This is a genomic window from Caenimonas aquaedulcis, from assembly GCF_015831345.1.
GTDB classification, from domain to species: Bacteria; Pseudomonadota; Gammaproteobacteria; order Burkholderiales; family Burkholderiaceae_C; genus Ramlibacter; species Ramlibacter aquaedulcis.
In genome coordinates, this window is record NZ_JADWYS010000001.1 from 1,653,686 (window position 1) to 1,678,273 (window position 24,588).

Sequence of the window (24,588 nt, forward strand, 5' to 3'; positions counted from 1 at the left end):
GGGCCATGGCGCAGTATTTCGAAGTCCATCCCGACAACCCGCAGCCGCGCCTGCTCAAGCAGGCCGTGGCGCTGCTGGAGCGCGGCGGCATCCTCGCGGTGCCCACCGACTCCAGCTACGCGCTCGCCTGCCACCTCGACGACAAGGCCGCCGCCGACCGCCTGCGCCAGATCCGCGGCGTGGACGACAAGCACCACCTCACGCTGCTATGCCGCGACCTGAGCGAGCTCGCGAACTACGCCCGCGTGGACAACCGCCAGTACCGCCTGCTGAAGTCCGCGACGCCCGGGGCCTACACCTTCATCCTGGAGGCGACGCGCGAAGTGCCGCGGCGCGTGAGCCATCCGCAGCGCAAGACCATCGGGCTGCGCGTGCCCGACCACCGCGCGCTGCAGGAGCTCCTGCTGCTGCACGGCGCGCCCTTGCTCGCGACGACGCTGATCCCGCCGAACGAATCCGCCTCGCTCAACGACGCGCAGGACATCCGCGACCGCTTCGAGCACCAGCTCGCCGGTGTGATCGACGCGGGCGCCTGCCCCTCCGAGCCGACGAGCGTCATCGACATGACGCCGATGGGGACCGGCGGCGAGCCGGTCGTGGTGCGCGAAGGGCGCGGGGACGTGTCGGCGCTCGGGCTCTGAGCCCCGTCTGAGACAATTCCCCCGGTGAACGCAACCAACCTCATCCAAACCGTCCTCATCTATGCGCTGCCGGTGCTCTTCGCGATCACCATCCACGAGGCCGCCCACGGCTACGTGGCGCGCCACTTCGGCGACAACACCGCCTACATGATGGGCCGGGTCACCCTGAACCCGGTGAAGCACATCGACCCGATCGGCACGATCCTCATGCCGCTCATGCTGTACTTCGCGACGCAAGGGGCGTTCCTCTTCGGCTACGCGAAGCCGGTGCCCGTGAACTTCGGCCACCTGCGCCACCCCAAGCGCGACATGATCTGGGTCGCCATCGCCGGCCCCGCGTCCAATTTCATCCAGGCCATCCTGTGGGCGATCGCGCTGACCGTCCTGATGGCGGCCGGCGTGACGGAAGTCTTCTTCATCAAGATGTGCCAGGCGGGCGTGCTCGTGAACCTGGTGATGTGGGCCTTCAACCTCTTCCCGCTTCCGCCGCTGGACGGCGGCCGCGTGCTCATGGGGCTGCTCCCGCGCCGCCAGGCCTACGCCTTCAGCAAGATCGAGCCCTACGGCTTCTTCATCGTGATGGCGCTCGTGATCTTCCACATCGTCGGCGACTACTGGCTGCGGCCGCTCATGGCGGTCGGCTACCTCGTCATCGGCCTGCTGCTGTCCCCCCTCACTTCGCTCGTCGGCGCATCATGACCGTCACCCGCTTCCTCACCGGCATCACCACCAGCGGCACGCCGCACATCGGCAACTACGTGGGCGCGCTGCGTCCCGCGCTGGAGGCGAGCCGCCGCCCCGGCATCGAGAACTTCTACTTCCTCGCGGACTACCACGCGCTCATCAAGTGCGACGAGCCCGCGCGCGTGCAGCGCTCGACGCTCGAGATCGCGGCGTGCTGGCTCGCCATCGGGCTGGACCCGGAGCACGTCTTCTTCTACCGCCAGTCGGACATCCCGGAAATCCCCGAACTCACCTGGCTGCTCACCTGCGTGACGGGCAAGGGCCTGCTCAATCGCGCGCATGCGTACAAGGCGCAGGTGGACAAGAACAATGCCGCTGGCGTGGATGCCGACGCGGATGTCACCGCCGGCCTCTTCATGTACCCGGTGCTCATGGCCGCGGACATCCTGCTCTTCAAGGCGCACAAGATTCCGGTGGGCCGCGACCAGGTACAGCACATCGAAATGGCGCGCGACATGGCCTCGAGCTTCAACCACCTGTATGGCGAGCACCTCGTGCTGCCCGAGGCGGCGATCGACGACACGGTGGCCCTGCTCCCCGGCACCGACGGCCGCAAGATGAGCAAGAGCTACGACAACGTGATCCCGCTCTTCGCGCCGCGCGAGCAGATGCGCAAGCAGATCTTCGCCATCGTCACGGACTCGCGCGCGCCGGGCGAGCCCAAGGCGGTGGAAGGCTCTGCCCTCTTCCAGATCTACGAAGCCTTCGCCTCGAACGAGGAGACGGCGCAATTGCGCAAGGCCTACGCCGACGGCATCTCCTGGGCTGACGCGAAGCAGGTGCTCTTCGAGCGCATCGACCGCGAGATCGCGCCGATGCGCGAGCGCTACGACGCGCTGATCGCCGACCCCCAGCAGATCGAACAGGTGCTCAGGCGCGGCGCCGACAAGGCGCGCACGCGCGCCACGCCGTTCATGGCCGAGCTGCGGGCCGCCGTCGGGCTGCGCAACCTCGCATCACAGGCGTCCGGCGCCAGGCAGAAAACGGCGAAGGCGGCCCTGCCCTCGTTCAAGCAATACCGCGAGGCCGACGGCCTGCACTACTTCAAGTTCATGGACGCCTCGGGCAAGCTGCTCGCGCAAAGCACCGGCTTCGCATCGCCGCAGGAAGCGGGCCGCGCCGTCGCGCAGTTGAAGCAGGGCCGGCGCGACGGGCTCGAGGCCGCGCTCGCCCTCGCGCCCGGCGCCACCGATGCGGAATTCACCGCCGCGCTGCAGGCACTGACAAACGCCTGACGCGCCCGCCAATTGGGTGGCATGCTAATGTCTCCCCCCTAGCCTCAGCCGTACTTTCGGCGTTATGCTTACTTCTTATGTCCGCTGAAACCAAACCCACCCCGAAGCCCATGAGCCTGTATGTCATCGACGACCACCCGCTGATGCGCGAGGCCGTCGTCATGCTCATGCGCCGGCTGCGCCCCGGTGCCAGCATCGTCGAACTCGACCGCATCGGCGGTGTCGAATCCGCGGTGAAGCAGCACGGGGCCCCCGACCTGATCTGCCTGGACCTGAAGCTGCCCGACACCACCGGCACCTCCGGCATCCACGAGTTGAAGAACCGCTTCCCGGATACGCCGCTCGCGGTGCTCTCCGCCTCCCCGGCGGCGGACGCCGAAGAACAGTGCATCGACGCCGGCGCGGACATCTACATCGAGAAGTCCTCCGGCGCCCAGGAGATCGGCAACGCCCTGCGCGCGCTGATCAACGCGGACGGCGGCTTCGAGGAGCTGAGCCCCACCGACAACAAGCTATCGAAGCGCCAGAAGCAGCTGATCGTGATGCTGGACCGGGGCCTGTCCAACCGCGAAATCGCGGACGAACTGGGCATCAGCGAGCACACCGTGAAGGTCCACCTGTGGCGCCTCTTCCGCCGCCTGGGCGTGAAGAGCCGCACGCAGACCATCCACTACGCGCGCACTCATGGGATGCTCACGAGCTGAGCCACCGCCGACGCGGCACGGTCCGCCGCGTCCTGCGCATCGGTGGGCCGTAACGTGAGGCGGAACACCGTGCCGCGCGTCATCCGCGACGACAGCGTCAGAGGGTGCCCGAGGATCGCCGAGAGCCGCGCGACGATATACAGGCCGAGCCCGAAGCCGTCCTCCGTGCCGCCGTGCGTCGGCACCTTGTAGAACTCCCGGAAAATTTCCCGCTGGTGCACCGGCGCGATGCCGATGCCCGTGTCCCAGATCTCGATGCGCCGCCCCTCGTGCGTGGCCCGCGTCGCGAGGAGCACGCCGCCGCTTTGCGTGTACTTCACCGCGTTGGAGACGAGGTTGCCCACGATGCGGCGCAGCAGGATCGGGTCCGACAGCACGCTCCCGGGCGCGACGTGCACGCGGAACTGCAGGCCCTTCGCCTGCGCGAGCGGGCGGTACTGCAGTTCGAGGTCATGCAGCAGCTTCTCCAGGTCCACCGGCTCGATGGTGAGCTTGATCTTGCCCGAGTCCAGCCGCACGAGGTCGAACAGGGAGTCGAAGAGCGCGTTCACGGCCTTGGTCGACTCCACGATCTTCGGGGTGATCTCGTGCGCGAGCTCGGGCTCGCTGCCCAGCCAGTCCGCGTAGAGGCTGAGGGCGTGCACCGGCTGGCGGATGTCGTGCGCGGCGCTCGCGAGAAAGCGGTTCTTGATCTCCACCGCGTCGAGCGCCGCCTGCGTCTGGCGCGTGAGCGATTCGATCAGCTGGTTGTTGCGGTACTGCAGCTCGAAATTCTTGCGGTGCGTGATGTGCAGCCGCAGCCCCGCCTGCCGCAGCACCTGCCAGAAGATGAGCAGCAGCGCGATGACCCAGTAGTGATAGAACGGCCCGTGGAACTGCAGCTGGATGCCCACGCGCCACAGCATGACGGCCAGCGCGGTGATCGCGAGCGTGTCCAGGTAGGCGCGCAGCGTCTGCAGGTGGCTCGAAAGGCTGTTGATGGAGAACATCGCGAGCCCCGCCAGGATGAGCCAGCAGATGAACTGGTCGGCGAGCGAGGAGCGGTCGAAGAACAGCAGCGTCGAGAGCCCCCACACCAGCGCGCTCAGGGTCCAGAGGATGCGATAGCGGTGGAAGTACTCGAGGTGCGCCACCGCGTTGCTTGCGACGATGCTGCGCGCGTACTTGCGGATCACCCCATAGCGCCCGGCGGCGAGCGCCAGGGCCGCGAACGACCAGAGCGCGAGGGACGGCCAGGACGCGTCGTCCCAGAGGACGGACAGGAACATCGGGACGAGCAGCAAGCCGACGAGCTGCGTGGTGCGCGCCGTGCGGATCAGGCTGCGCACGAGCTCCCCCTCCACCCACTGGGCCTCGGCGGGCGTGGCGATCGCAGGCGCGACGTCGGGCTTCATGGCTTGCGAGTCTAGTGCAGTTCAAACCCGCCGCTCCTGTAGGAAGCGAAGGATGAGCCGTAGGACTCTCCCCGCCACGGCTGACCCCCGGCACTGACATGTCGCGCGTGCCGCGGACCCTAGGATGAATCCATGAACACTGGAGCCACCATGACCGATACGCAGGCTGCGACGGCAGCCGAAGACGCCGCGCTCGCGCAGGCGGCCGCGACCCTCTCCCAGGCCTGCACCGCGCTCTGGACGGCCACCCTGTCGCTCATGACGGCTTTCATGCACCAGCCCGCGCCGGCGCACCGCTACCTGATGGCGCGCAAGATCGCCGCGAACTTCGCCTTGCTGCAGGACCAGCCGTGTTTCACGCACAAGGCCCGGGAGAGCTTCGCGCGTCTGGCGACGCACTGGGGAAAGAAGGCGGACAGGCTGTCGCCGAAGCAGGACAAGCCGAGCGGCGGGTTCGGCGCGCTGCGCCCCGCCTGGCTGTCAGGACTGTTCTGAATCGTGCGTGTCCGGCTCGCCGCCGGACTTGTCGCTTTCGCCGGAAGCCTGCGGAGAGTCGCTGCCGGCAGCGCCCTGCTCCAGGCTGGAAGCCTGCGGCTCGAACGCGTTCTCGGTGAGGTGCGGGATCACGCTGGCCGCACCATGACCGGAGCGAGGCGGGGCGGCCCTGCCGCCGATGGAGAGAGATTTCTTGACCATTGCCTCTTCATGTTAGCCAGCAGGAGCTGACCCCAGCAGTGGCGAAAGGGCCCGCTGAGTTGTGGGCGGCGTCCTACACGACCCGTTCGCGCCGGTGCGACCTCTACCAGCCCAGGCCGAACCGCAAGGCCAGCATCACGCCCGTGCCGCAGAGGATGGTCCACAGCAGGCTGCGGCGCCACGCGTAGAACGCGAGGCCCGCCAGCGCACCGAACACCCGCGCATCGCGCCATGTGTCGATGAGGTGCCCCTGCGTCATCACCAGCTCCGGCATCACCACCGCGGCCAGCGCCGCAGTCGGCGCATAACGCAGGCCTTCGCGCAGCCACCGCGGCATGGGCAGCTCTTCATTGGGCAGGAGGAACGACGAGCGGCACAGCAGCGCGATGACCGCCATGCCGATGGCGGTGACGAAAATCTCGAGCGCACTCATGACCGGGGCCCCGTGCGCGCGGCGCGCGCATGGTCCGCAAGGACGCACACGGCGACCGCCGCCGCGATCGCGACCACGATGTTGAGCTTGAGCGGCAACGCGTACGCCGCCACCGCCGCGCCCGCGGCCACGACAGCCGCCACCCAGCTCGTGGAGTCCCGCAGCTGCGTGCAGGTGAGCGCGAGCAGTGCCATCGTGCCCGCGAAGCCCAGGCCCCACGCGGCCGGAATCGCGTGGCCGGCGATGATGCCGGTGATGATGGTGACCTGCCACACCCCGAAGGTGAGGAGCGCGCTGCCCATGAAGTAGTCGGGGTGCGCGATGCCCGGCTCCCAATGCGGGAAGCGCCGGATGAAGAGCGCGAAGTTGGTGTCGCCCATCAGGAAACTGAGCGCCACGCGCTGCGGGCGGGGCAGGTGCGCGAAGTAGGGTCGATAGTGGAAGCTGAACGCCATGAAGCGCAGGCTCACGCACAGCGTTGTCGCCCACACGACCCAGATCGGCGCGCCGGCCGCGATCAACGGCAAGGCGGCGATCTGCGCGGAGCCGGCATAGACGATGACCGACATGAAGATCGCCATCGGGACGCCCATGCCGCTCTTGGCCATCGCCACACCCGCGACGAGTCCCCAGGCGGAGATGCCGAGCGCCATCGGCATGCCCTCGCGCACGCCTTCGCGGAACAGGGGGCGGCGCGAGATGGCCGATGCTTGGGCGCGCAATCTTGCGGCGCGGGACCTCAGGGACACACTTCCTCCTTGGAGGAGGGATTGTCACCCGGGCCGGGAAAGCGCGTCGACCTCGTGCCCGGTGCGCCCCAGCTCGCGCAGGATGGCCTCGGTGTGCTCGCCGACCCGCGGCACCGGGTCCATGCGGTATTCGAAGCTGTCGTTGACGCCCGGCGGCAGCATCGCCGTCAACTCGCCCACGGGCGACCCGACGCCCTGGAACCGGCCCCGCGCCTGCAGTTGCGGGTGCGACCAGAGCTCTCCCACCTCGTTGACCCGCGCATTGGCGATGCCTGCCGCATCGAGGCGCGCCACCACGTCCTGCGCGCCCAGCGATGCGAAGCATTCGCCGATGATCCGCTTGAGCTCGGCGCGGTTCTCGCTGCGTCGTGTATTGGTGTCGAAACGCCGGTCGCCGGCAAGGGCGGGCTGGAGCAGCACGAGCTCGCAGAACGACTTCCACTCCCGCTCGTTCTGCAGCCCCAGCATGACGGACTTGCCGTCCCCCGCCTCGAACGGGCCGTACGGATAGATCGTCGCATGCGACGCGCCGGAGCGCGCCGGCGCGGGCTGGCCGCCGTACGCGTAGTACATCGGGAACCCCATCCACTCGCCGAGCGCTTCCAGCATCGAGACGTCGATGTGCGAGCCGAGTCCGGTCTTCTCGCGCTGCAGGAGCGCCGCGAGCACGCTGCTGAACGCGTACATGCCCGCCGCGATGTCGGCGATGGAGTTCCCGGACTTGCAGGGCTGCTCCGGCGTTCCCGTCACCGAGAGGAACCCGGCCTCGCTCTGCACGAGCAGGTCGTACGCTTTCTTGTCGCGAAAGGGACCATCCGCACCATAGCCGGAGATGTCGCACACGATCAGTCGGGGGTTGCGCTCGCGCAGCGCCTCGTGGCCGAGGCCCATGCGCGCGGTGGCGCCCGGCGCGAGGTTCTGCACCAGGACGTCGGCCCTGGCGATCAATTCCTTCAGCGCTTCCAGCGCCGCCGGCTGCTTCAGGTCGAGCGCCAGGCTTTCCTTCGAACGGTTCGTCCAGACGAAGTGCGAGGACATGCCCTGCGCGCGCGTGTCGTAGTCGCGCGCGAAGTCCCCCGAACCCGGGCGCTCCACCTTGATCACGCGCGCGCCCAGGTCGGCGAGCTGGCGCGTGCAGAAGGGTGCCGCGATCGCATGCTCCAGCGACACCACCGTGATTCCATCCAGCGGGCGCGTCATCAAAAGCTCCTGGGCAGGCCGAGCAGGTGCTCGGCGACGTACGAGTAGATGAGGTTGGTCGAGATCGGCGCGACCTGATACAGGCGCGTCTCGCGGAACTTGCGCTCGACGTCGTATTCGTGCGCGAACCCGAAGCCGCCGAAGGTCTGCAGGCAGACGTTCGCCGCTTCCCAGGACGCCTTGGCGGCCAGGTACTTCGCCATGTTCGCCTCGGCCCCGCTCGGCTGGTGCGCATCGAAGAGCGCACAGGCCCTGAATCGCATCAGGTTCGCGGCCTCCGTCTCGATGTACGCATCCGCGATCGGGAACGCGACACCCTGGTTCTGCCCGATCGGGCGATTGAAGACGATGCGCTCGCCCGCGTAGGCGCGGGCCTTGTTGACGAACCAGTACGCGTCGCCGATGCATTCGGCCGCGATGAGGGTGCGCTCCGCGTTCAGGCCGTCCAGGATGTAGCGAAAGCCCCTGCCCTCCTCCCCGATCAGGTTCTCCGCGGGAATCTCCAGGTTGTCGAAGAAGACTTCGTTCGTCTCGTGGTTCACCATGTTCGCGATGGGCCGCACGGTCATGCCCCGGCCGATGGCGTCGTGCAGGTCGACCAGGAAGACGCTCATGCCCTCGCTCTTCGCCTTCACTTCCGCGAGCGGCGTGGTGCGCGCCAGGAGGATCATGAGGTCGGAGTGCTGGATGCGGGAGATCCAGACCTTCTGGCCGTTCACCACGTAGCGGTCGCCCTTCCTCACCGCCGTGGTCTTCAGCTGCGTCGTGTCGGTGCCCGTGGTGGGCTCGGTCACCGCCATGGACTGCAGGCGCAGCCTGCCGCTGGCGATCTCCGGGAGGTACTGCTTATTCTGCGCCGCCGAGCCGTGGCGCAGCACGGTGTTCATGTTGTACATCTGCCCATGCAAGGCGCCGGAATTGCCTCCCGAGAAATTGATCTCTTCCATGATGACGGACGCCTCGGTGAGGCCGAGGCCCGAGCCGCCGTACTCCGACGGGATGAGCGCGGCCATCCATCCCGCCTTCGTGAGCGCGTCCACGAATGCGTCGGGGTAGCCGCGTTCGCTGTCCACCTTCTGCCAGTACGCGGAGTCGAAGCCGGCGCACAGGGCGCGCAGCGCCTCCCGGATGTCCTGGTGGGCGTCGGCCGCGGGAATCTCTCGTGACATGGCTCTCCCCCCGGCGCTCACGCGAACTCGATGCGGGCCTGCATCGTCAGCCAGCCCTCGTGGTCCTGCGCCCACAAGTCGGCGCTCCTGCCGTCGGCCGAGGGCCTGCCGCACACACGGAAGGGATGGAGGTCGAAGGTCGGGCGGATCGCCTTGAAGCTGAAGCCCGCCACGCGCGCCCCGGGACGCTCGCGCGTCGCCAGGTCCATCAGCAAGGTGGCGATGAGCGGCCCGTGCACGATGAGCCCCGGGTACCCCTCCACCTGCGTGACGTAGCTGCGGTCGTAGTGGATGCGGTGCCCATTGAAAGTGAGCGCGGAATAACGGAAGAGCAGCACGGGGTCCGGCACGATCTCGCGGTTCCACACCGCATCCGCCGGCGCGGCCTGCGGCGGCGGCGGTGCATCGCCCGGCTGGGGCGGCGCGCGGTACACGATGTCGTGCTCCTCGGTCAGCGCGAGGCCCCCCGCGCTGGCGATATCGTGGCGCACGACCACGAAGACGAGGTCGCCCGTGCGCCCGGCCTTGTGCGTCACCGAAGCGATGCGCGACGTGCGCTCCGCACGGTGGCCCACGCGCAATGGCGCACGCCATTGCAGCCGCCCGCCGGCCCACATGCGGCGCGGCAGCGGTACCGGCGGCAGGAAGCCCCCGAGGCGCGGATGCCCGTCCTCGCCGAGTTCGCTCTGCCGCGCGCGCGGCAGGAAGTACAGCCAGTGCCACAGCGGCGGCAGCTCGGCGCCCGGGTCCGCCGCAGCGGATGCGTGGTCGAGCGTCGCGGCCAATGCGTGCACGGGCGCGCCGGTGATGCTGTCGGCGACGGTTTCGCTGCGCCCTTCCCAGCTGCGAAGCTGTGCGACGTCGTCATCGGTGATTCGGGGGTTTCCGGAAATGGTGTCCATCCCGCCATCGTGCAGCAGGTCGGCGAAGCGCACAAGGCAAAAGCCCGGGGGACGCTTATCATCGCTTCGATGAAGAAGTTGTTACTCATCCTCGCCGCGTTCGCCGCAGCATTCCTGTTCGCCGCGCCAGCGGCGGCCGCCTATCCCGACAAGCCGGTGAAGATCATCGTCCCGTTCCCGCCCGGCGGCGGCACGGACGCCTTCGCGCGCATCCTGGCCACCGAGCTGTCGAAAGCCTGGGGGCAACCCGTGGTGGTCGACAACCGCGCCGGCGCGCAGGGAAACATCGGGACCGCGGCCGCCGTCAAGTCGGCGCCCGACGGCTACACGCTGGTGTTCTGCCACCAGGGCGTGCTCACGGTGAATCCCTTCATGTACGCCAACATCGGCTTCGATCCGCTCACGGACATCGTGCCCGTCTCGCGCGGCACGGAGCAGCCCTTCGTCCTGGTGGCCAACCCCGCGTTGCCGGCGCACACGCTGAAGGAAGTCATCGAGCTGGCGAAGCAGCAGCCGGGCAAGCTCACCTTCGCGTCGAGCTCCGCCGGCCCGCAGATGGCGGGCGAGATGCTGAAGATGGCGAGCGCCACGAACCTGCTGCACGTCCCGTACAAGGGCGCCGCCCCGGCGTTGACCGACCTGCTCGGCGGCCAGGTGGACATGATGTTCGCGAACCCGACGTCGGTGGCACCCCACGTCAAGTCGGGCAAGCTGCGCGCGATCGCCGTGTTCGGCAAACGGCGCAGCGACGTGCTGCCGGACGTGCCGACGGTGGTCGAGGCCGGCTTCCCGAAACTGGGCGACTATCCCGAGTGGTATGGCATCGCCGTTCCGGCAGGCACGCCCGCAGCCATCGTGCGGCAGCTCAACGCCGACATCGTGAAGGCCCTGTCCACGCCGGAAACGCAGAAAGCGCTCCGCGACCTGGGCCTCGCCCCGTCGCCCAGCACACCCGCCGAGTTCGCCCGGCAGATCCGCAACGACAACGAGGCGTGGGGCAAGGTCGTGAAGGCGTCCGGCGTCAAGGTCGAATAGCGCGCCTCACTCGACCTGCACGTTCGCGGCCTTCGCGACCGCGCTCCACTTGCCGAGCTCGGAGCGCACGAAGCCCTCGAACTGCTCCGGCGTCCCCGCGATCGAGACGAGCGCGAGCGAGGTGAACTTCTCCTTGAACTCCGGCGTGGCCAGCGCGGCCTGGATCGCGCGGTTGAGCTTGTCCAGCGTAGCGCGCGGCAGCCCCGCGGGCGCCGACAGCCCGATCCAGCCGAGCGCCTCGACCTTATAGCCCTGCTCCGCGAGCGTCGGTACGTCCGGGATGAAGGGCGAGCGGTCCGGCGCGGCGATGCCGAGCGCACGCAGCTTGCCCGCCTTGATCATCGCCAGCGCCCCCGGCACCGTGTCCGAGCCCAGCGCAACGTCCCCGGAGATGAGCTGCGTCAAGGCCTCCTGGTTGCCCTTGTAGGGAATGTGCGTCATCTTCACGCCCACGGCCGAGCAGAAGGCTTCCATGCCCAAGTGGCTCGTGGAGCCGATGCCGCTCGTCGCGTAATTGAGCTGCCCGGGCTTCGCCTTGGCCGCATCGATGACATCCTTCACGGTCTTGAAGGGCGAGCCCGCGCCGACGATCAGCACCTGCGGCGTGAGCGCGATGTTGCCGATGTGCGTGAAGTCCTTGAGCGAGTCGTAGGGCATGCCCTTCTTGATGGCGGGCGTCACCACGAGCGGGCCGCTCGAGGAGATCAGCAGCGTGTAGCCGTCCGGCGGCGCATGGGAGCCGATCGCGGTCGCCGTGAGGCCGCCCGCGCCGGGCTTGTTGTCCACGACGAAGGGTTGGCCGAAGGTCTTGGAAAAGGACTCCGCGAAGAGGCGGCCCACGATGTCCACGGCCTGGCCCGGCGGATTGGCGACGATGATCTTCACGGGGCGCGTCGGCCAATCGCCGTCCGCCGCCCAGGCGGAAACGGGCACTGCGCCCGCGGCGGCGAGTGCACCCAGGCCGGCGATCAGCTCACGCCGCGATGGATTCGAACAATCTTTCATTGCATGTCTCCTTGGTATTTCGGGAAATCAAACCGTGGCCACGGGCGTGGCGGGCGAGCCCACCGCGCCGGGCAATCGCAAGGGGGGCGCCGTCAGCAGGAACCTGTTGCGCGCGTTCGCGGCGAGCCAATCGGCGAGCGGGCTCAGCAGGAACAGCTCGCCCAGGTGCAGGCCGAGCTTGAAGAGGCAGTGGTCGTGCAGCGGCATCGAGCTGCCGAGGAAGCCGGGCTTCGGCGCGCTGGCGCGTGCCTCCACCGCGACGTTGTCCGCGATCAGCGCGGAGATGCCACTGTCGGTGATCCACTGCATGAGCCGCGCATCGCGTCCGTCGAGTGTCGCGCCGAAGTCGTTGAGCGCCTGCGCGTCCGGCCGCTTGTCCAGCAGCAACTGGTCCGCGAAGCCGGTGCGCAGGCACAGCAGGTCGCCCGCCTCCACCACGACCCGGTCCGCCTCCATGATGCGCATGAGCTGGTCGTAGCCGATCACCGTCTTCGCGGCACCGGCGTGCTTCCACAGGTCGATGAGGACGCCGCGGCCCTGCACGCAGGTCTCGGCCATGTGCTGGATGCCGAGCGGAGACGTGCCGACGGCCTCGACCTCGCCGAAGCCGTTGTAGTAGCGGATCTCTTCCACGCCGTCGCCGTCCGCGTCGAACAGCGAACCATGGTGCACGAGCGAATCCCACTGCGTGGAGTACTGCGTCCAGAGTTCCACTTTGTCGTCGCACACCACGTCCGTGAGGCCGGGATACACGACGCAGGCGCATGCGTTGTAGCGCGGACGGCCGTCGCGGATGGCCGGCGCGAGCTTGGGCGGAAAGCGGCTCGGGTTCATGCCGGGGCCGACGTCGAGCGGCAGCGACAGGCAGAACACCAGGCCTTCGCGCGCTTCGGCCAATGCGGCGCGCCGCCGCTCGGGCGTGATCAGGTTGAGGCGGCCCAGCCGGTCGTCGTCGCCGAAGTCGCCCCAGTTGCTGCCATCGGGCCGACGCACCCAGCGCCTTGGCTGCGCGGCGCTCATTGGCTCTTCGCCGCGGGCGCGGCGCCTCCGAGCACACCCGCTTCGCGCAGCGCGGCAATCTCTTCGGGCGCATAGCCTTCCTCGCGCAGGATCGCTTCGCTGTGCTCGCCGAGCAAGGGCGCGGCGAAAGGCTTGCCGCAGGGCGTGGCGGAGAAGCTGATGGGCCGCTGCAGCGTCCGGTAGCTGCCCACGCGCGGGTGCGGCACCTCGGCGATCAGGTCCATCGCCAGCACCTGCGGATGCTCGAACATGTCCTCGGTGCGGCGCGCGGCGGCGCAGGGCACGCGTTCGCCGAAGAGCGCCTCCCATTCGAGCGCGGTGCGCGCGGCGAGCGCCCCGCGAATCTTCGGCACGATCTCGTCGATGTGTTCGGCGCGCTTGCGGATCGAGTCGTAGCGCGGGTCCGTCGCAAGCTCCGGCAGTCCCACCATCTCGCACAGTGCACCCCAGAAATGCGGCGTGTTCGCGGACAGGTAAAGGCTGCCTTCGCGCGTCGGGTGCAAGCCCGTGATGCCGCCGGAATGCATGTCGCGCGGGATGTCCTTGGGCTCGCCTTCCGCCCAGATCAGGCGCATCGACTGCATCGTGAGCGCGGCCTGCAGCAGCGACACGCCGACGAACTGGCCCTCGCCGGTTTTCTCGCGGTGGTAGAGCGCGGCGGTGACGCCCATGGTCACCTGCGCGGCCGCGTAGTAGTCCACGGCGGAACCGTAGACGATCTCCGGCGGGCCCTTCCTGCCCTGCCCCGCGCAGATGCCCGTCATGGTCTGCAGCACCTGGTCGAAGCCCGGCTTGTCCTTCAGCGGCCCGCGGTCGCCGTAGCCGGTGACGGCGCAGACGATGATGCCGCGGTTCAACGCACTCAACTCTTCGTACGTGAGGCCCAGGCGCGGCGGCACGGCGGGGCGGAAGTTGTGCACCAGCACGTCGGCATGGCGAACCATGCGATGCAGCACGGCGCGGCCTTCCCTTTGCTTCAGGTCCAGCACGAGCCCGCGCTTGCTGCGGTTGCTGCCCAGCAGGCCGCGCGCCTCGCTCGCGAGCGTCGACGGGTAGTGCCGCGCGTTGTCGCCCTCGGGCGGCTCGATCTTGATGACCTCGGCGCCCATGTCGGCGAGCATGCTGCAGCCGTAGGGGCCGGCGTGATACGCGGAGAGGTCGAGCACGCGCACGCCGGTGAGCGGGCCGCGATTTTCGGTGGGGGATGCGGTGGCTTTGTCCATGGTGTGGCTTCCAGCGTCAGGAATTCTTGGCGGCGGCTTCGGCGCGAAGGATCTCGTGCGCGCGCACGACGAAAGGCTTGTCGATCATCCGGCCCTCCACGAGGATCGCGCCGACGCCGCGCGCTTCGGCGTCCTTCCAGGCTTCGAGCACCTTGCGCGCGAAGGCGCACTCGGCTTCGGTGGGACGGAAGGCTTCGTTGGCCGCGCTCACCTGGCTCGGGTGGATGCAGCTCTTGCCGGCGAAGCCCAGGCGGCGCGCGCCCTGCGCTTCCTCCCGGAACCCCGCGAGGTCCGACACGTTCGGGAACGCGCCGTCATAGGCCGCGATGCCCGCCGTGCCCGCGGCCATGCGCACCATGAACTGCACGTGGTGTTTGGCCGCGGCGTCCGCGCGGTCGATCGACAGGGGCTCGAACAGGTCGCCGAAGCCGACCTGCAGCCCGCGCACGCGCGGGTCCGCGCGCGCGATCTCCGAGGCGCGCATCAGGCCCAGCGGCGATTCGATGTTGGCGAGGATGCCGATGGGCGACGTGATGCCGCGCTCGCGTTCGATGCGCGCCATCATCGAGGACGCCTGGAGGATCTGGTCCGCGGATTCGATCTTCGGCAGGTTCACCATGTCCAGGGCGCGAAGCAGCACCGCTTCGAGGTCGCCCTTGAAATGCGGCGTCGACATGTCGTTGACGCGCACGATGATCGTCTTGCCGCTGCGCGGCTGCAGGCCCGCGAGGAATTCGCGCACGGTGTGCCGCGCCTGCGGCTTCTGCGCCTCGAGGACGGCGTCTTCGAGGTCGATGGAAATCGCGTCTGCCGCGCTGGAAAGGGCCTTGGCGAAAAGCTCCGGGCGGGAGCCCGGGACGAAGAGTTTGCTGCGCATGGGGAAGCCTGTGTCCTTCAAATCGTTCGGGATCGATGGCCGATCCATGCGTGAGCATATGCGTGTCCGCCCCCCATGCGCGCGACGGAACATCCGTGTTTTCCACAAATCGACAGCCAGCGGGGCGCGGCCCGCAAGCAAAAGGCCTCCCGTCCCGGAGACATTGCTCATTTCGGGGGACTGCTCGAATCGAGATGTGGCCCACGCGGGCGCCGGAATGCGGCCCGCTCCCGCCTTCGCCGCTTCCGGCGTATGCTCCACCGGAGCTTCAAGGAGCAGCCATGAGCGACGCCACGATCCTTCGCCACATCTCCGAACTGGTGGAAGAAGAAAACCGCCTGCGCGAAGACGCGGGCAAGCCCGACCACAACGCCGAGCGGCTGCGCCACGTGGGCGAGCAGCTCGACCAGTGCTGGGACCTGCTGCGCCAGAGGCGCGCGAAGCGGGAGTTCGGTGAGAGCCCGGATTCGGCCGCGGTGCGGGATCCGAAAACGGTCGAGGGCTATACCGGCTGATTCGCCGGCATCATCCCCGCGCCGGTGAGTCCGGCTCCATGTGCGGATACCGCCATTCCACAGGCGGCGCGAGTGTTTCCTTGATCGTGCGCGCCGACACCCATCGCAGCAGGTTCAAGGCGGAGCCCGCCTTGTCGTTGGTGCCGCTGCGTCTCGCGCCGCCGAAAGGCTGTTGGCCCACCACGGCTCCGGTTGGCTTGTCGTTGAGGTAGAAGTTGCCGGCGGCGAAGCGCAGCACGGCTTGAGCCTCCCGGATGGCCGCCGGATCCTCGGCGAACACGGCTCCGGTCAGCGCGTAGGGGCTCGTCTCGTCGACCAGGGCCAGCGTGTCGGTCCACTTCTCGTCGTCGTACACATGGACCGCCAGCAGGGGGCCGAACAATTCTTCGGTCATCAGGCGGTGGTGCGGATCCTCCACCTTCACCAGGGTCGGTGGCACGAAGTAGCCTACGCTGTCGTCGGGGTCGGCCTGAGTCAGGACCTGCACCTGCGCATCGGTGCGCGCATCGGCGATGGCTTTCGACAGGCGGGTGTAGGCGCGGCGATCGATCACGGCACCCATGAAATTGCCGAAGTCCGACACATCGCCGATGCGCAGGGCCCCCATCATCTCCAGCATCGAAGCCTTCACGGCGGGCCACAGCGATGCGGGCACATAGGCACGCGATGCCGCACTGCACTTCTGCCCCTGGTATTCGAAGGCACCGCGCACCAGCCCGACCGCCAGCGCCAACGGGTTCGCCGAAGCATGCGCGATGACGAAGTCCTTGCCGCCGGTCTCGCCCACCAGGCGCGGATAACCGCGGTAGTGGCGCAAATTGCGCGCCGTGTGCAGCCAGAGTTCGTCGAACACCGCCGTCGAACCCGTGAAATGGATTCCTCCCAAATCCGGACTGGCCAGCACGGCGTCGGTGATGTCCTGCGCATTGCCGGGAAGGAAGTTGATCACTCCCGGCGGCAGCCCGGCCTCCTCGAACAACTGCATCAGGCGGTAGTTGCTCAGCACCGCGGTGGCCGAGGGCTTCCACACCACGCAGTTGCCCATGAGCGCAGGTGCGATCGCGAGGTTGCCGCCGATGGCCGTGAAGTTGAACGGCGTGACGGCGTAGACGAAGCCTTCAAGCGGCCGGTAGTCCGTGCTGTTGCGGATGCCGTCGACCGAGAGCGGCTGCTGCGCCTCGATCTCATGGGCGAACTGCACGTTGAAGCGAAGGAAGTCGATCATTTCGCAGGCGGCGTCGATCTCGGCCTGCTGCACCGTCTTGCTCTGGCCCAGCATGGTGGCCGCGTTGAGCCGTTGGCGCCACGGCCCGGCGAGCAGGTCCGCTGCCTTCAGGAAGATCTTTCCCCGCTCGGCAAGGCTGCGATGTGCCCACACTGCGCGCGCTTGCAGCGCCGCGGCGATCGCGCGCTCGGCATGCTCCCTGCCCGCCCTGCTCGCGCGAGCCAGCACGTGCCGGTGGTCATGGGGCATCACCACCTCGCTCCGGCCTTCCGTGAACACCTTCTCGCCGCCGATGACCAGGGGGATCTCGCAGACCGTCGCTGCCTGCTGCTTCAACGCGGCGCGCAACTCGGTGCGTTCACTGCTGCCGGGGCCGTAAGCGAGGACGGGCTCGTTCTTCGCCGATTCATGTGCTTCTGCTGTTCGGTGGCGCACGCTCGTGGTCATTCGTTCGATCCTTGCGGGGGTGAGGTGGGGCGTTTCAGCGCTTGTCGAATTCACGCGGCTGCAAGCCGGCCTGGAACCAGACGATGAAGGAATACAGGTCGTAGACCGGCAGGCGTACCGCCCTGGACAGCGCCGCCGCATACGGCGCCATGTTGTGGCACTCCAGGACGATGGCGCCGACGTCGGGGTGCCGCTCGACCAGCCGCTTGCCGGCGTCGACGACGTCGCGCTCGGCCTTGACCAGGTCGAGGGTCGCTTCGCCCTTGAGGAGCACGCGGGTCAGTTCCTCGCCCTCTTCAGTGCCCACGACCGGTGTGTCGCCCGGCGCGCCTGCGGCGATCAGATGGTCCGGCCCCAGGCGCGCGCCTTGCACGGTGACCACGCCCACCCGCCTGCCCGGCGGCAGGAGGTTTTGCACCAGGGGCACCTGCATGAGCGACGAGCTCGCCACCGGCACGCCGCATTCCGCCGACAGCTCCTGCTGGAAGAGCGAGAGAAAGCCGCCGGTCGTGGTGATGCCGCGCGCGCCGGACGCCACGAGTTCCTTCGCCGTGTCGACCAGGATCTTGCTCAGTCCCTGGCCGCGCTCGTGCACGACCACGTGCGCCGAAGCGCCGCGCGCGACGCGATACAGCATGGGAAACGGCCACGTGCGCGCGTTGGCGATGTCGCCGTGCGCGCGCGGCAGTTTCGTGTCCAGCACGATGACGCCGACCGCGGCTTCGTAGATGTTGCGGCCGCCTTCGATGATGGTCATTGCATGTTTCCTTGGTTGAATCTTCGAATCAGCATTCACGCGCAATGACATCCCGGGTGATGGTGTCCAGGCTGCCGTGACCGGTGAACGCCATGCAGTGATCGAGCTCTTCGCGCAGGATCTCGAGCACGGCGTGCGCGCCCTGCTCACCCGACGCCGCCATGCCGTAGAGCGGCGCGCGGCCGACCAGGACGGCCCGCGCCCCGCAGGCGAGGAACTTCGCGATGTGGCTGCCGCGGCGGATCCCGCTGTCGGCGAGGACGGTGAGCTTGTGCCCGACGGCATCCGCGATGCCCGGGAGCACCTGCAGCGCCGGCGGCGAGGCATCCAGGTTGCGCCCGCCATGGCAGGACACCACGATGCCGTCGGCGCCGCGCAAGACGGCCTGCTGCGCATCCTCGCGGTCCATCACGCCCTTGATGACGAGGTTGCCGTCCCAGCGCCGGCGCACCTCGTCGACGTCGTCCCAGGTGAGCTTGCGCGCGAGCTTGACGTTGGGCATGGCACTGGCACGCGTCATCCGCGTGAGGTATTCGGGCGGGTAGTGCGCGTACACCGGGATGCCGGTGGTCAGCATGTAGCGCGCCATGACGGAGAGCGTCCAGCGCGGGTGCACAAGGAGGTCCATCGCGCCGACGAGCGACGGCTGGATCGGGATGCCGAAGCCGTTGCGCGTGTTCCATTCCTTCTTCGGCGAGCGGGCGGTGTCCACCGTGAACAGCAGGTTGCGGATGCCCAGCGCTTTCGCGCGCTCGAGCAATTGCCATCCGATCTTGCGGTCCTCGAACACATAGAGCTGGAACCAGAGATTCGCGCCCGGCGCCCGCTCGGCGATCTCCTCCATCGTGGTCATCGATTGCGTCGCCACGCAAAACGGAATGCCGGCCCGCCGCGCCGCCCTCGCGAGCTGGACTTCGCCATCGTGCCAGAGCAGTCCCGCGACCGCTGTGGGCGACACGATGACCGGCATCGGCAGCGCGTCGCCCAGCACCACGGTGGACGTGTCGGGTGCCGACACATCGTTCAGCACCCGGGGCCGCAGCTTGACCTGCTCCAGGCCGCTGTGGACCGATCGGAGCCCGACCTCGTCCTCGGTGCCCCGGTCGACGTACTCGAACATGCCCCGGGGCAGGCGCCTTCTCGCCAGGATGCGGAAATCTTCGACGTTGAGTGGTGCCATGTGCGGAAATCCTCTGAGGCCGGGGACAGCGTCCTGCTTCAAATATGCTGTAGTGCAATACGATATAGTATATTACATCACTGCCATCGACGTCACCCCCAACCCGCTTGAAATCTTTGAAAAGGAGCCTCCGATGACCATCGAATCGAAGCTGAAGGAACTCGCCATCACCCTGCCGCCGGTGGGCGCGCCGGCTGCGGCTTACGTGCGCTTCGTCCGCACCGGCAACCTGGTGTTTCTGAGCGGCCACATCGCCCGCCGCGACGGCAAGCCGTGGGCCGGGAAGCTCGGCGTCGACATCACGACCGAAGAAGGCAAGGCCGCCGCGCGCGCCATCGCGGTGGACCTGATGGCCACGCTGCAGGCCGCCGCAGGCGAGCTCGATCGCGTCAAGCGAATCGTGAAGCTGCTCGGGCTGGTCAATTCCGGTCCTGCGTTCACCGAGCACCACCTGGTGATCGACGGCGCCAGCCAGCTCCTGGTGGAGGTGTTCGGCGACATCGGCAAGCACGCGCGCAGCGCGTTCGGCGTGGCGCAGATCCCGCTGGGCGCGTGCGTGGAGATCGAACTGATCGCGGAGATCGAGTAACCGGCGGCCCTGCGAGGGGGCCATCGTGGAGAAGTTCAGTCGAACCGGGCCGGCGCATAAGGCGCCGGGTCCACGAAGGTCGGCCCGCCTTCCATCATTTCCGCGACGAGGCGGCCGGCGACCGGGCCCAGCGTGAATCCCTGGTGCGCGTGCCCGAAGTTGAACCAGAGGCCGGGATGCCGGGGCGCCGGGCCCATCACCGGACGCAGGTCGACCATGCAAGGGCGCGCGCCGCGCCAGGGCGTGGCCTCCACCCGCTCGCCCAGGCCGAAGAGGTCGCGCGCCAGCTTCTCCGCGCGCGCCAGCTGGACGGGCGTGGATGGCGCCTCGAGGTGGCCGAATTCCCCGCCGGTCGTGATCCGCGAGCCGCGCTGCATCGGGGAGACCATGTACCCGCCATCCACATCGACCGTCGGCAAGGCGGGACCGGGGCCGTCGTAGTGGCAGTGGTACCCGCGGATGGGAATGAGCGGGAAGCGATAGCCGAGCCGCTTCGCATAGTCGGCCGACCAGGGCCCCATCGCGATCACCGCCTGTTCGGCCTCGATGCGGCCGGCGTCCGACTCGACACGCCAACCTTTGCCGGCTTGCTGCAATGTTTCCGCATCGCCGAGGACGACGCGGCCGCCATGGCGCGCAAGCAGGTCGGCGTAGCGGCCCACCAGGGCGCCCGGATCGTTCACCGTCCACGCGTCGAGCCAGTGGAGGGCGCCGGCGACCGGCAGCCGGAGGGCGGGCTCCAGCGCAGCGATCGCCGCGCTGTCTTCCAGCGAAAACCTCACGCCGTACTCCCGCGCGTATCGCTGCGCGCGTTTGAATTGACGCTCCATCGTTTCTGGCTTGCGGTAGACGTACCGGTAGCCTTCGCGCTTGATGAGGTCGTCGGCGCCCGACATCGCGATGAGGGCGCCGTGCTCCGTGAGGCAGTGCTCGATGAGGCGAGAGTGGCTCTTCGCGACCGCCGCGTGCGGCGCGGGACGCGAGTTGGACCAGTAGCGCGCGAGGATCGGCACCATGCCCGGCAACGCGCCGCCGTGATAGCTGACCCTCGCCCCGATCTTGAATGCGGCGCGCAGCAGGATCCCCCAGTCTTGCGGGAACCCGGCGGGCTCGACGGCGTCACGCTGGATGACGCCCGCGTTGCCATAGGACGTTTCGCGGCCTGGGCTCTTGCGGTCCAGCAGGGTGACGGAGTGTCCGCGCAGTGCCAACTGCACCGCGGTGCAGGTCCCGGCGATGCCGGCGCCGATCACGACCACTTCCTTTTTCATGCGCGTTCCTTCGTCGTTTCGCATACACTCAATTATATTGTACTTCAATATCTAATATCTTTAAAATCCCAGCCATGACTCCACTCAACGTCGAAGAATTTCGCGCCCTGGCCAAGCGACGCCTTCCCAGGGGGATGTTCGAATATGTCGACCGGGGCACGGAGGACGAGGTGGGCATGCGAGCCGTCCGCAACGGCCTGGAGGACGCCAAGCTCCGCCCGCAGGTCCTGGTGGATGTGTCGGCGCCCGACCTGTCGACAGTGGTCCTGGACGACACCTTGCAGATGCCGGTGATCGTCGCGCCCACCGGCGGCGCGGGCATGCTCTGGCACGACGGCGAGGTGCAGCTGGCACGCGCGGCGCGTCATGCCGGCATTCCCTTCTGCGTGGCGACGCAGTCGATCACCTCGATGGAGGAGATCGCCGATCGCGCGCGCGGCGCCAACCTCTGGTTCCAGCTCTATCTCTTCGAAGACCGCGAGATCGCCTGGCAGCTGCTCGCGCGCGCGAAGGCACTGGGCATCCGCAACCTGCTGTTCACGGTGGACACCCAGCGTCACCCGAAGAAGGAATGGATCAACCGCAGCGGATTCAGGGTCCCGATCCGGCCGTCCCTCGTCGGTGCCATGGACCTGCTTGCGCATCCGCGGTGGACACTCGACGTCCTCGCGCGCTATCTGCTCACGACCGGCATCCCCTGTTTCGCGCACTATCCGCCCGAATTCCACACGCCGATCACGCGCGTCACCAAGCAAGTGAACGTCAGGCTGGCGCGCAAGCTCACCTGGGACGACTTCGAGCAGGTGCGCAATCGCTGGGACGGCAACCTGGTCGTGAAGGGCGTGATGAAACGCCAGGATGCGGAGCGGGCCGCGGCGCTCGGCGCGGACGGCATCGTGGTCTCCTGCCATGGCGGGCGCAACATGGACGCGTCGCCGCCGGCGCTGCAGGTGCTGCCCGAGATTGCGGATGCCGTGGGCGGCAAGCTCACCGTCCTGGCCGACAGCGGCATCCGACGCGGCAGCCACATCGCCAAGTTCCTGGCCGCCGGCGCGCGCGCCGTCCTGGTGGGGCGCGCGCCGCTCTACGGGGTCGCGGCGGCGGGTGAACACGGCGCGCGCGCCGTATTGGAGATCCTGCGCGACGAACTCGACAACTGCATGGCCTTCACGGGGCAATCGCAGGCGAGCGCGATCTCGCGCGACGTCCTCGTGTAACCCGCGTTCAGGCGAGCGCCGCTTCGTCCTTCAGCCGTGCCGAGAGTTCGCCGTGCAGGCTGCTGCGCAGTTCCGCGCCCGGTGGCAACAGGGGCGCCATCACGTGCGGCGCCTTCACGCCGACCAGCTCCCACACCGACTTGAGCGGGCCGGGGTTGGTTTCGGCAAAGGCGAGGTCCATGAGCGGGATCAGCCTGCGGTGCATCTGCAGCGCCTCGTCCGAGCGGCCCGCCTTCGCGGCTGCGTAGATCGCGCTCCAGGTCCGCGGCAGCACGCTTGCCGTGACGATGATCCCCGCCTTCGCGCCCGCCGCCATGTGCAGCGGAAACAGCGTGTCTTCCCCGCTCATCACCGTGAAATCCGAGGACACGCCGGCCACCACCTTGAGGAAGTGGTACATGTCCGTGTTGCAGGCCTTCATGCCGATGATGTTCTCGTGGCGCGACAGCTCGTGCAGCACCTCGGGCTGGATGGCGATGCGGGTGCGGTAGGGAATCTCGTAGATGACGACCGGCAGCGGCGAGGCGTCGGCAAAGCGCACGAAGTAGTCGCGTATGCCCTTTTGCGTCGGCGTGGTGTAGTAGGGCGTGAGCAGCATCAGCGCGTCCGCGCCGGCACCGGCGAACGCCCTGCCCGAATCGAACGCATCGTGGTAGCCGGGGTCGAGGATGCCGGCGATGACGGGAACGCGTCCATCCACGGCCGCGGCCGTGGTGGCGATCATGCGCACGCGCTGCGCCTGCGAGAGCGAGCAGTATTCGCCGGTGCCGCCCAGCGGCACGATGCCGCTGACGCCGCCCTTCAACAGGTAGTCCACCTGCGCCCGAGCTGCCGCGTCGTTGACGAGGTCGTCCGACGTGGTCGGTGTGGGAACGGCGGGCATGATGCCTCTCAGGGCGCCGGCGGTGAGTGTTTGTTTCATGGGTCGGTCAACGTGGATGTGAAGGCAGCAATCGCCCCGGGTTGAAGAGGTTGTGCGGGTCCACCAGCTGCTTGATGCGCCGCATCAGGTCCAGCTCGACGTCGGCCTTGAATTCGGCCATGTCCCCGGTCAGCGCCTGGCCGATGCCGTGCTCGGCGCTGAAGGTGCCGCCGAGCTCGTGCGCCACCTGGTTGACCGCGTGCTTGATGCGGGAGGCCATCGCATGCGGATCGGCCCATGATTCCCACTGCGCGAAACTGGCCTGCGGGATGAAGTGGACATTGCCGTCGCCCAGGTGCGCGACGATGATGATGGGCGCACCCGGCAGCACGGCATGCGCCGCGGCCGTCGCGCGCTCGATGAAGGCGGGAACCGCCGACACGGGCACGGCCGGGTCGGTGGCGATGCCCATGCCCGCTTTCTTGTTGCCTTCGGTGACGCTATGGCGCACCTGCCACCAGGCATCGCGCTGGGCGCGGTTGGTCGCCACCGCCACGTCGAGGATGAGGCCGGCTTCCAGGCCGCGTCGCAGCACTTCCTGCAAAGCCTCGCCCAGCGCGTCCTCGCCACCGGTGTCGGCCAGCTCGACCAGCACGTGCCAAGGATGCGTCGCCGCCAGCGGCGCCCGCCGGTTCTCGACATGCGCCAGAACGATGTCCAGCTGGAGCGCGTTCATCATTTCATACGCACCGAGCACACCGCCCACGCGTTGCTGGAACAGGCCCAGCACGTCCAGGGCCGCCTGCGGCGTGGGCACGGCCATCCAGGCGTTGGCATAGGCGGTGGTGAGCGGGTGCAGCTTCAGCGTGGCCCCGGTGATGACGCCCAGGGTCCCTTCGGAGCCGACGAACAGGTGCTTCAGGTCCAGGCCGGTGTTGTTCTTGCGCAAGCCGTTGAGCCCGCTCCAGATGCGCCCGTCGGGCAGCACCACCTCCAGCCCCAGGATGTTGTCGCGCGTGTTGCCGTAGCGCAGCACGCCCGTGCCGCCCGCATTGGTGGCGATGTTGCCCCCGATCTGGCAGGACCCTTCGGCGCCGAGGCTCACGCCATACTGCCGGCCCTGTTCGGCCGCCGCGTCCTGGACGGCGGCCAGCACGCATCCGGCATCGACCGTCATCGAGTTGTTGGCCAGGTCGACCGAGCGGATGCGGCGCATCCGCTGCAGGCTGAGGACGACCCAGCCCTCGTCTCCCTTCCCGGGCACCGCGCCTTCGCACAGGCTGGTGTTGCCGCCCTGGGGCACCAGCGGCACCCGGGCTTCGGCGCAGGCGCGCACGACCTGCGCGACCTGCCCGGTGTTCGAGGGCAGCACGACGCACGCGGCGTTGCCCCGGTAGCGACCGCGCCAATCCTCGGCGTAGGGAGCCATGGCGGCGGCTTCGGTGAGCACGGCCGCGTCGCCGAGCAGCGACCTGAATTGCGGGATCAGTGACATGGC

General features: G+C 68.3%; 26 protein-coding genes. 9 read left to right on the forward strand and 17 right to left on the reverse strand.

The genetic code is table 11. The annotated features are described in order from the left end of the window. The first annotated feature begins 5 nt into the window (after positions 1-5). The 4 genes from I5803_RS07955 to I5803_RS07970 all read left to right on the forward strand — a co-directional run bounded on the left by I5803_RS07955 (position 6) and on the right by I5803_RS07970 (position 3,324). A complete protein-coding gene (locus tag I5803_RS07955; RefSeq protein ID WP_196985833.1) occupies positions 6-641 on the forward strand; it encodes an L-threonylcarbamoyladenylate synthase in 636 nt (211 codons plus the stop codon). Positions 642-665: 24 nt separating this feature from the next. Next, positions 666-1,340: a site-2 protease family protein gene (locus I5803_RS07960; protein ID WP_196985834.1), complete on the forward strand. Its 675-nt coding sequence runs from the start codon at positions 666-668 to the stop codon at positions 1,338-1,340. Further along, positions 1,337-2,620 (forward strand): tryptophan--tRNA ligase, encoded by a 1,284-nt coding sequence (locus I5803_RS07965; protein ID WP_196985835.1) that lies wholly within the window; start codon positions 1,337-1,339, stop codon positions 2,618-2,620. The genes I5803_RS07960 and I5803_RS07965 overlap by 4 nt, the downstream gene beginning before the upstream one ends. A gap of 110 nt (positions 2,621-2,730) precedes the next feature. Further along, on the forward strand, positions 2,731-3,324 hold the full coding sequence (locus I5803_RS07970) for a response regulator transcription factor (protein ID WP_196988503.1): 594 nt from the start codon (positions 2,731-2,733) through the stop codon (positions 3,322-3,324). On the opposite strand, the gene I5803_RS07975 is transcribed toward I5803_RS07970, so the two are convergent. Then, complete coding sequence (locus I5803_RS07975; RefSeq protein WP_196985836.1) at positions 3,303-4,718, reverse strand: sensor histidine kinase; 1,416 nt, start codon at positions 4,716-4,718, stop codon at positions 3,303-3,305. The genes I5803_RS07970 and I5803_RS07975 overlap by 22 nt on opposite strands. A 132-nt stretch (positions 4,719-4,850) precedes the next feature. Between I5803_RS07975 and I5803_RS07980 the strand changes: the two genes are divergently transcribed. Further along, positions 4,851-5,213, forward strand: a complete 363-nt coding sequence (locus I5803_RS07980; RefSeq protein WP_196985837.1) for a hypothetical protein — start codon at positions 4,851-4,853, stop codon at positions 5,211-5,213. Here I5803_RS07980 and I5803_RS07985 read toward each other — a convergent pair. The 6 genes from I5803_RS07985 to I5803_RS08010 form a co-directional block, all read right to left on the reverse strand. Continuing rightward, positions 5,199-5,414, reverse strand: a complete 216-nt coding sequence (locus tag I5803_RS07985; RefSeq protein WP_196985838.1) for a hypothetical protein — start codon at positions 5,412-5,414, stop codon at positions 5,199-5,201. The two genes, I5803_RS07980 and I5803_RS07985, sit on opposite strands and share 15 nt — an antisense overlap. Positions 5,415-5,517: 103 nt before the next feature. Further along, positions 5,518-5,847, reverse strand: a complete 330-nt coding sequence (locus I5803_RS07990) for an AzlD domain-containing protein (RefSeq protein ID WP_196985839.1) — start codon at positions 5,845-5,847, stop codon at positions 5,518-5,520. Continuing rightward, entirely contained in the window at positions 5,844-6,596 is a 753-nt protein-coding gene (locus I5803_RS07995; protein ID WP_354001638.1) for an AzlC family ABC transporter permease, read from the reverse strand. Before I5803_RS07995 ends, I5803_RS07990 begins: the two co-directional genes overlap by 4 nt. Before the next feature lie 24 nt (positions 6,597-6,620). Then, positions 6,621-7,796, reverse strand: coding sequence for a CaiB/BaiF CoA transferase family protein (locus I5803_RS08000; RefSeq protein WP_196985840.1), 1,176 nt, complete (start codon positions 7,794-7,796; stop codon positions 6,621-6,623). Continuing rightward, positions 7,796-8,965, reverse strand: a complete 1,170-nt coding sequence (locus I5803_RS08005; protein ID WP_196985841.1) for an acyl-CoA dehydrogenase family protein — start codon at positions 8,963-8,965, stop codon at positions 7,796-7,798. Before I5803_RS08005 ends, I5803_RS08000 begins: the two co-directional genes overlap by 1 nt. Positions 8,966-8,982: 17 nt before the next feature. After that, complete coding sequence (locus I5803_RS08010; RefSeq protein WP_196985842.1) at positions 8,983-9,867, reverse strand: HTD2 family dehydratase; 885 nt, start codon at positions 9,865-9,867, stop codon at positions 8,983-8,985. A gap of 69 nt (positions 9,868-9,936) precedes the next feature. Between I5803_RS08010 and I5803_RS08015 the strand changes: the two genes are divergently transcribed. Continuing rightward, positions 9,937-10,902: a Bug family tripartite tricarboxylate transporter substrate binding protein gene (locus tag I5803_RS08015; protein ID WP_196985843.1), complete on the forward strand. Its 966-nt coding sequence runs from the start codon at positions 9,937-9,939 to the stop codon at positions 10,900-10,902. A 6-nt stretch (positions 10,903-10,908) separates the two neighbouring features. Here the strand turns inward: I5803_RS08015 and I5803_RS08020 are convergent, their stop codons facing one another. Genes I5803_RS08020 through I5803_RS08035 form a run of 4 tightly spaced genes read right to left on the reverse strand, consistent with a single transcriptional unit; the run spans position 10,909 to position 15,027 of the window. Further along, the gene (locus tag I5803_RS08020) at positions 10,909-11,907 is read right to left on the reverse strand and encodes a Bug family tripartite tricarboxylate transporter substrate binding protein (RefSeq protein ID WP_196985844.1); all 999 of its coding nucleotides are present in this window, start codon (positions 11,905-11,907) and stop codon (positions 10,909-10,911) included. Between the two features lie 27 nt (positions 11,908-11,934). After that, positions 11,935-12,927: a cyclase family protein gene (locus I5803_RS08025; protein ID WP_196985845.1), complete on the reverse strand. Its 993-nt coding sequence runs from the start codon at positions 12,925-12,927 to the stop codon at positions 11,935-11,937. Further along, positions 12,924-14,150, reverse strand: coding sequence for a CaiB/BaiF CoA transferase family protein (locus I5803_RS08030; RefSeq protein ID WP_196985846.1), 1,227 nt, complete (start codon positions 14,148-14,150; stop codon positions 12,924-12,926). The genes I5803_RS08025 and I5803_RS08030 overlap by 4 nt, the downstream gene beginning before the upstream one ends. Before the next feature lie 16 nt (positions 14,151-14,166). Next, a complete protein-coding gene (locus I5803_RS08035; RefSeq protein WP_196985847.1) occupies positions 14,167-15,027 on the reverse strand; it encodes an HpcH/HpaI aldolase/citrate lyase family protein in 861 nt (286 codons plus the stop codon). Between the two features lie 281 nt (positions 15,028-15,308). On the opposite strand from I5803_RS08035, the gene I5803_RS08040 reads away from it, so the two are divergent. Next, a complete protein-coding gene (locus tag I5803_RS08040) occupies positions 15,309-15,542 on the forward strand; it encodes a DUF2630 family protein (protein ID WP_196985848.1) in 234 nt (77 codons plus the stop codon). A 10-nt stretch (positions 15,543-15,552) separates the two neighbouring features. On the opposite strand, the gene pruA is transcribed toward I5803_RS08040, so the two are convergent. From pruA to I5803_RS08055, 3 genes are read right to left on the reverse strand one after another with little or no spacing between them, the layout of a single operon-like run. Next, positions 15,553-17,214: an L-glutamate gamma-semialdehyde dehydrogenase gene (gene pruA / locus I5803_RS08045; protein ID WP_196985849.1), complete on the reverse strand. Its 1,662-nt coding sequence runs from the start codon at positions 17,212-17,214 to the stop codon at positions 15,553-15,555. 34 nt (positions 17,215-17,248) lie between these two features. After that, complete coding sequence (locus I5803_RS08050) at positions 17,249-17,971, reverse strand: aspartate/glutamate racemase family protein (protein ID WP_196985850.1); 723 nt, start codon at positions 17,969-17,971, stop codon at positions 17,249-17,251. Positions 17,972-17,999: 28 nt separating this feature from the next. After that, a complete protein-coding gene (locus I5803_RS08055) occupies positions 18,000-19,151 on the reverse strand; it encodes an alpha-hydroxy acid oxidase (protein WP_196985851.1) in 1,152 nt (383 codons plus the stop codon). Between the two features lie 133 nt (positions 19,152-19,284). Between I5803_RS08055 and I5803_RS08060 the strand changes: the two genes are divergently transcribed. Next, on the forward strand, positions 19,285-19,740 hold the full coding sequence (locus I5803_RS08060; RefSeq protein ID WP_196985852.1) for a RidA family protein: 456 nt from the start codon (positions 19,285-19,287) through the stop codon (positions 19,738-19,740). Positions 19,741-19,775: 35 nt separating this feature from the next. On the opposite strand, the gene I5803_RS08065 is transcribed toward I5803_RS08060, so the two are convergent. Next, positions 19,776-21,011 carry an NAD(P)/FAD-dependent oxidoreductase gene (locus I5803_RS08065; RefSeq protein WP_196985853.1) on the reverse strand — a complete coding sequence of 412 codons (1,236 nt, stop codon included), beginning with the start codon at positions 21,009-21,011 and terminating at the stop codon, positions 19,776-19,778. Between the two features lie 74 nt (positions 21,012-21,085). Here I5803_RS08065 and I5803_RS08070 point away from each other — a divergent pair, with 74 nt between their 5' ends. Beyond that, on the forward strand, positions 21,086-22,228 hold the full coding sequence (locus tag I5803_RS08070) for an alpha-hydroxy acid oxidase (protein ID WP_196985854.1): 1,143 nt from the start codon (positions 21,086-21,088) through the stop codon (positions 22,226-22,228). Positions 22,229-22,235: 7 nt separating this feature from the next. Here I5803_RS08070 and I5803_RS08075 read toward each other — a convergent pair whose 3' ends face one another. Both I5803_RS08075 and I5803_RS08080 read right to left on the reverse strand, forming a co-directional pair. After that, the gene (locus I5803_RS08075; RefSeq protein WP_196985855.1) at positions 22,236-23,150 is read right to left on the reverse strand and encodes a dihydrodipicolinate synthase family protein; all 915 of its coding nucleotides are present in this window, start codon (positions 23,148-23,150) and stop codon (positions 22,236-22,238) included. Positions 23,151-23,157: 7 nt separating this feature from the next. Continuing rightward, positions 23,158-24,585: an FAD-binding oxidoreductase gene (locus tag I5803_RS08080; RefSeq protein ID WP_196985856.1), complete on the reverse strand. Its 1,428-nt coding sequence runs from the start codon at positions 24,583-24,585 to the stop codon at positions 23,158-23,160. Positions 24,586-24,588 lie beyond the last annotated feature (3 nt).

Coding starts and splice junctions, on each gene's coding strand:
- I5803_RS07955 (WP_196985833.1), top strand. CDS start 6: ATGGCGCAGTATTTCGAAGTCCATCCCGACAACCCGCAGCCGCGCCTG.
- I5803_RS07965 (WP_196985835.1), top strand. CDS start 1,337: ATGACCGTCACCCGCTTCCTCACCGGCATCACCACCAGCGGCACGCCG.
- I5803_RS07970 (WP_196988503.1), top strand. CDS start 2,731: ATGAGCCTGTATGTCATCGACGACCACCCGCTGATGCGCGAGGCCGTC.
- I5803_RS07975 (WP_196985836.1), bottom strand. CDS start 4,718: ATGAAGCCCGACGTCGCGCCTGCGATCGCCACGCCCGCCGAGGCCCAG.
- I5803_RS07980 (WP_196985837.1), top strand. CDS start 4,851: ATGAACACTGGAGCCACCATGACCGATACGCAGGCTGCGACGGCAGCC.
- I5803_RS07985 (WP_196985838.1), bottom strand. CDS start 5,414: ATGGTCAAGAAATCTCTCTCCATCGGCGGCAGGGCCGCCCCGCCTCGC.
- I5803_RS07990 (WP_196985839.1), bottom strand. CDS start 5,847: ATGAGTGCGCTCGAGATTTTCGTCACCGCCATCGGCATGGCGGTCATC.
- I5803_RS08000 (WP_196985840.1), bottom strand. CDS start 7,796: ATGACGCGCCCGCTGGATGGAATCACGGTGGTGTCGCTGGAGCATGCG.
- I5803_RS08005 (WP_196985841.1), bottom strand. CDS start 8,965: ATGTCACGAGAGATTCCCGCGGCCGACGCCCACCAGGACATCCGGGAG.
- I5803_RS08010 (WP_196985842.1), bottom strand. CDS start 9,867: ATGGACACCATTTCCGGAAACCCCCGAATCACCGATGACGACGTCGCA.
- I5803_RS08015 (WP_196985843.1), top strand. CDS start 9,937: ATGAAGAAGTTGTTACTCATCCTCGCCGCGTTCGCCGCAGCATTCCTG.
- I5803_RS08020 (WP_196985844.1), bottom strand. CDS start 11,907: ATGAAAGATTGTTCGAATCCATCGCGGCGTGAGCTGATCGCCGGCCTG.
- I5803_RS08025 (WP_196985845.1), bottom strand. CDS start 12,927: ATGAGCGCCGCGCAGCCAAGGCGCTGGGTGCGTCGGCCCGATGGCAGC.
- I5803_RS08030 (WP_196985846.1), bottom strand. CDS start 14,150: ATGGACAAAGCCACCGCATCCCCCACCGAAAATCGCGGCCCGCTCACC.
- I5803_RS08035 (WP_196985847.1), bottom strand. CDS start 15,027: ATGCGCAGCAAACTCTTCGTCCCGGGCTCCCGCCCGGAGCTTTTCGCC.
- I5803_RS08040 (WP_196985848.1), top strand. CDS start 15,309: ATGAGCGACGCCACGATCCTTCGCCACATCTCCGAACTGGTGGAAGAA.
- pruA (WP_196985849.1), bottom strand. CDS start 17,214: ATGACCACGAGCGTGCGCCACCGAACAGCAGAAGCACATGAATCGGCG.
- I5803_RS08050 (WP_196985850.1), bottom strand. CDS start 17,971: ATGACCATCATCGAAGGCGGCCGCAACATCTACGAAGCCGCGGTCGGC.
- I5803_RS08055 (WP_196985851.1), bottom strand. CDS start 19,151: ATGGCACCACTCAACGTCGAAGATTTCCGCATCCTGGCGAGAAGGCGC.
- I5803_RS08060 (WP_196985852.1), top strand. CDS start 19,285: ATGACCATCGAATCGAAGCTGAAGGAACTCGCCATCACCCTGCCGCCG.
- I5803_RS08065 (WP_196985853.1), bottom strand. CDS start 21,011: ATGAAAAAGGAAGTGGTCGTGATCGGCGCCGGCATCGCCGGGACCTGC.
- I5803_RS08070 (WP_196985854.1), top strand. CDS start 21,086: ATGACTCCACTCAACGTCGAAGAATTTCGCGCCCTGGCCAAGCGACGC.
- I5803_RS08075 (WP_196985855.1), bottom strand. CDS start 23,150: ATGAAACAAACACTCACCGCCGGCGCCCTGAGAGGCATCATGCCCGCC.
- I5803_RS08080 (WP_196985856.1), bottom strand. CDS start 24,585: ATGTCACTGATCCCGCAATTCAGGTCGCTGCTCGGCGACGCGGCCGTG.